The sequence below is a fragment of the Deferribacterota bacterium genome (assembly GCA_034189185.1).
Classification (GTDB): domain Bacteria; phylum Chrysiogenota; class Deferribacteres; order Deferribacterales; family UBA228; genus UBA228.
Genome location: JAXHVM010000161.1, coordinates 1 through 4,183, shown reverse-complemented (window position 1 = coordinate 4,183; position 4,183 = coordinate 1). Strand labels below are relative to the sequence as shown.

Sequence of the window (4,183 nt, the reverse complement as noted above, 5' to 3'; positions counted from 1 at the left end):
TGATGAAATAGAGGTAGAGGAAAGAGAAAAAGTATTAGAATTGTTTGGCGAAAATAGCTCTGTTACATCATATTTTCAGGATATAACAGATAATATGTATAAAAAAGTCTTTTTAGATAAAGAATCATCTAACATTCAGGTACTACGAAATGACGGAGAAACCCTCTCGGCCAATAAATTATCTGGCGGAACATTTGATCAATTATATTTATCAATTAGAATAGCCCTTGGAGAAAAGCTATTAAAGGATGAAAAGGGATTCTTTATAACTGATGACCCCTTTATAAAATCAGATTCAAAGAGGTTAAAAAATCAGATATCAATGCTTAAAAAGATAGTAGATTATGGCTGGCAAATATTATTTTTTACAGCAAAAGAAGAAGTAATAAATGTATTCAGAGATGATATTAGAGAAAATCGTATTAATTACATAAAACTAAATCAACTATAATAATGGAAAAATTTTTTAGGTTTTTACATATTTTTTTAGCTTCAATAATAATATTTAATGTTTTTTTAATTGTCCTTCATATATATTCTTCAAATAAAACACTTAATACATATAAAGAAAACTTAACTGAGCTTGGGTTATTTCTGCTAAAATCTTTTGAAATGGGCAATCGTTTATATATGATAACTATAGGCCATACAGAACATAACCTAAAAAATTATGTAGAGGAATTTAGAAAACAAAAATCAATTAAAAACATACTAATATATGACAACAATAAGAATGTTATAACATCAGCGTACAATGAAAATATTCCAGAATTAAAAACTAACCTAGAAAAACTAACGATTTTTTTTAATGATAGGGAATTTGTAATATATGAACCCTTTACTATTGCACTAAGAAAAATAAGGAGGCTAGAGGGTAAATTCTACACCGACAATAAAAGGGGTCCTATACCTTTAAATGAATTAAATATTGCTATATCCTTAAATAACAATGGTTATATAGCTTTAAAAAAACACACTAATTCCTATCTTATATTAAGTATAATAACACTCTCTCTTATTATAATTACATATTTTTTTATATTAAAACTAATAAGATTATATAGAAAATCAGAACATATGCGTAAAGCTTCTGAAAGGGATGCACAATTGGGGAAATTTTCAAATATTCTTGCCCATGAAATTAAAAACCCCTTAGGGACTATAGATGGTTTTTTAAGCTATAGCATATCCAATATAAATTCAGATGAAATAAAAGAATACCTATCTAAAAGTCAAGAGGAGCTAAAAAGGATAAACAAATTAGTAAATGATTTCTTGTATTATGGGAGAGAGATTAATTTAAACAAAACAAATATAAATATATTAAGTATAATTGATAAAACAATCTCACTTTTATCCTATGAGATAAAAGAAAAGAAAATCAATATGGATGTTAGAGGTAATGATTTTTATATATATGCAGATAGAGATAAGATTCTACAGGTTTTTATGAATATAATCTTAAATGCACTACAATCTTCACCACCAAATGAAAAAATTGTGATAGAATTAAAAAAAAATAAAAGAATTTTTATAACAAACAATGTTAAAGAAAAAATAGCAGTGAAGGTCTCTAATCTTTTTGAGCCCTTTTATACAACAAAATCAAAGGGGAGTGGATTAGGTTTATCTATATCTAAAAAATTAATGGAATTACACGGCTTTAACATAGATATTGCATCCTTAGAGCCCTTTACAATAATATTAATATTTGGGCAGTATTATGAAAAAAATCCTAATAGTAGATGATGAAGCAAGTCACAGAACGATGTTGAAATTGCACCTTGAACATGAAGGATATAAAACTGAAGAAGCTTCTAATGGGCTTGAGGCCCTAAATCTAGTAAAAAAACACAAGTTTAGTGTTATGTTACTTGACCTAAAGATGGATATTCTTGATGGTCTAGCACTGCTAGAAATAATTAGAAAACAAAATATAGATCTACCAGTTATTGTTATAACAGCAGTGGGGACAATAGAAAAGGCAGTTAAAGCAACAAAACTTGGAGCAGTAGATTTCATTACAAAGCCAGTAGATATGAACTATCTTCTTGAATTACTAAAGAAAATTAGACCAACTAAATCTATTAACAGTGAAGCTAGCAAAGAGAGTTTTGTTTTTGAGGGCGTATTTCATCATGACAGTCCTATGAAGGATGTTGTAGAAAATCTAAAATTAGTTGCCCCCACTGATGCTAAGATACTAATCTTAGGGGAATCAGGTGTTGGCAAAGAGATAGTAGCAAAGGCAATACATAAAAATTCAAAAAGAACAAATAATCCTTTTATTGCGGTAAACTGTGGTGCAATAAATGAAAACTTAATTGAATCAGAACTCTTTGGACATGTAAAAGGTGCCTTTACAGGAGCAATTAACGATAGGATTGGAAAATTTGAAGAGGCAAATGGAGGCACCCTATTTTTAGACGAAATAGCGGAATTACCTTTATCATCTCAAGTAAAACTCCTTAGGGTACTCCAGGAAAAAACTATTGAAAAAATTGGCTCTACAAAAAAAATAAAGGTTGATGTGAGAATAATAGCAGCTACTAACAAAGATTTAAAAACACTAGTAGAAGAAGGCAAATTCAGGGAAGACCTTTTTTACAGAATAAATGTTTTCCCTATAATTATCCCACCTCTTAGAGATAGAAAGATGGACATTCCCTTGCTTGTTGATTTTTTTATAAAAAAGTATGCAAAAAAATATGAAAAAATCATTTTAAATACCACAAATGAATTTATGGATAAATTATATAAGTACAATTTTCCAGGCAATGTTAGGGAGTTAGAAAATCTAATTGAGAGAGCTGTTATTATTGCAAGAAGTGAAAAATTAGATATTGACTTGCTTCCAGAGTTAAAAAATTCAGAAGACGTTACAATTGATAATCTAAATATAAATAACAAAGAAATAGAGCTTATTAAAACTGCCCTTAGGAAAGCAAAGGGTAATAAAAGTAAAGCAGCTAACATATTGGGTATCTCTAGAAAAAGCTTATACAATAAAATCAAAGAATATAATATAAACATATAGAACATGTGTAATTTTTCTACATATTGTGTAATTATTACATAGACTCAATAATACAAAATCCGGCCAAAGATCATTAATATTAAGGAATAAAGCCTAGTTGTTATTTTGGCATAACATTTGCACTATTATATAGTACAACACATTATATGGAGGTGTGAAATGAGAAAAATATTTGCAACAGCACTAATTTTAGCATTTGTGTTGTTTTTTACAACACAATCTTTTGCTTATGGTCAACCTAGCAGAGGTAATAGGGGAAGTGGTTCTAATGGAACTGGTACATGCCCACGTATGTCCCAAAATTATAATAGCACTACTACTAATCAATTTAATGCACCAAGGGCTCAAGGACAAATGGGCCAGCAAAACGGAGACAGAGATAGACAAAGAATAATGGATCCAACTAACCCAAATTGTCCCTACAATAACTACTAATAGAGGCATAAAATGAAAAGAATATTGACACTTGTAACAATCTTAATATTTTTTACAGCCTACAGCAGCTCTTTTGCACAAATGTCACAAGGCCGCTCTGTAAAACAACAGCCAAATAATTCACAACAGGTTCGTAAGGGTGGAAAACAATTTAATCAAGGTCAATCAATGACAGAAAGTGAAGCAAAAAATATAATCCAAAACTACATTGATCAAAATCCATCATTTGGCTTTGAGGCAATTGGATATGCCACTTTTACAACACCCAAAGGAACAAATGCCTACGTATTTGAACTGGAAACTAAAGATGATGTAAAATATATGATTCTCATTAATCCAAATGGCTTTACACTTGGTCCTACAATAGTTAAAAACTATTAATAACATTTAAGGGCAAAAGATTATTCAATCTTTTGCCCTTTCTTAAAATTATCTGCTATACCTTTAAATAACATAAATTAAAACCATTAAAAATCTAAAATATATTGTATATTATAAAATAGTATTGACTATACATTGCATTGAAACAGTATAATGTTTTAAATTTAATTATTTATATATTTTCCTATATAATAGGACAATTTATTTGCTTAGATAATAAAACACAAAATCTATAACATATATCATTAAAAAGCTATATAGATTTACAAGTATCACAGGTGATTTACAAGTATATACTGCATGTAACATAAAAAGATTAGATAAACATTA

General features: G+C 28.7%; 5 protein-coding genes. All 5 read left to right on the top strand.

What is annotated here, in order from left to right:
* Positions 1-451: hypothetical protein (locus SVN78_09040; GenBank protein ID MDY6821750.1), on the top strand; the 451-nt coding region annotated here is incomplete at its 5' end.
* A gap of 2 nt (positions 452-453) precedes the next feature.
* Entirely contained in the window at positions 454-1,749 is a 1,296-nt protein-coding gene (locus SVN78_09035) for an ATP-binding protein (GenBank protein ID MDY6821749.1), read from the top strand.
* On the top strand, positions 1,724-3,037 hold the full coding sequence (locus SVN78_09030; protein ID MDY6821748.1) for a sigma-54 dependent transcriptional regulator: 1,314 nt from the start codon (positions 1,724-1,726) through the stop codon (positions 3,035-3,037). The genes SVN78_09035 and SVN78_09030 overlap by 26 nt, the downstream gene beginning before the upstream one ends.
* 159 nt (positions 3,038-3,196) lie before the next feature.
* Positions 3,197-3,472, top strand: a complete 276-nt coding sequence (locus tag SVN78_09025) for a hypothetical protein (protein MDY6821747.1) — start codon at positions 3,197-3,199, stop codon at positions 3,470-3,472.
* Positions 3,473-3,484: 12 nt separating this feature from the next.
* Positions 3,485-3,853, top strand: a complete 369-nt coding sequence (locus SVN78_09020; protein MDY6821746.1) for a hypothetical protein — start codon at positions 3,485-3,487, stop codon at positions 3,851-3,853.
* Positions 3,854-4,183 lie beyond the last annotated feature (330 nt).

Bases quoted from the DNA above. Each gene is read 5' to 3' on its own strand.
- SVN78_09020 (MDY6821746.1), top strand. From the start codon at position 3,485: ATGAAAAGAATATTGACACTTGTAACAATCTTAATATTTTTTACAGCC.
- SVN78_09025 (MDY6821747.1), top strand. From the start codon at position 3,197: ATGAGAAAAATATTTGCAACAGCACTAATTTTAGCATTTGTGTTGTTT.
- SVN78_09030 (MDY6821748.1), top strand. From the start codon at position 1,724: ATGAAAAAAATCCTAATAGTAGATGATGAAGCAAGTCACAGAACGATG.
- SVN78_09035 (MDY6821749.1), top strand. From the start codon at position 454: ATGGAAAAATTTTTTAGGTTTTTACATATTTTTTTAGCTTCAATAATA.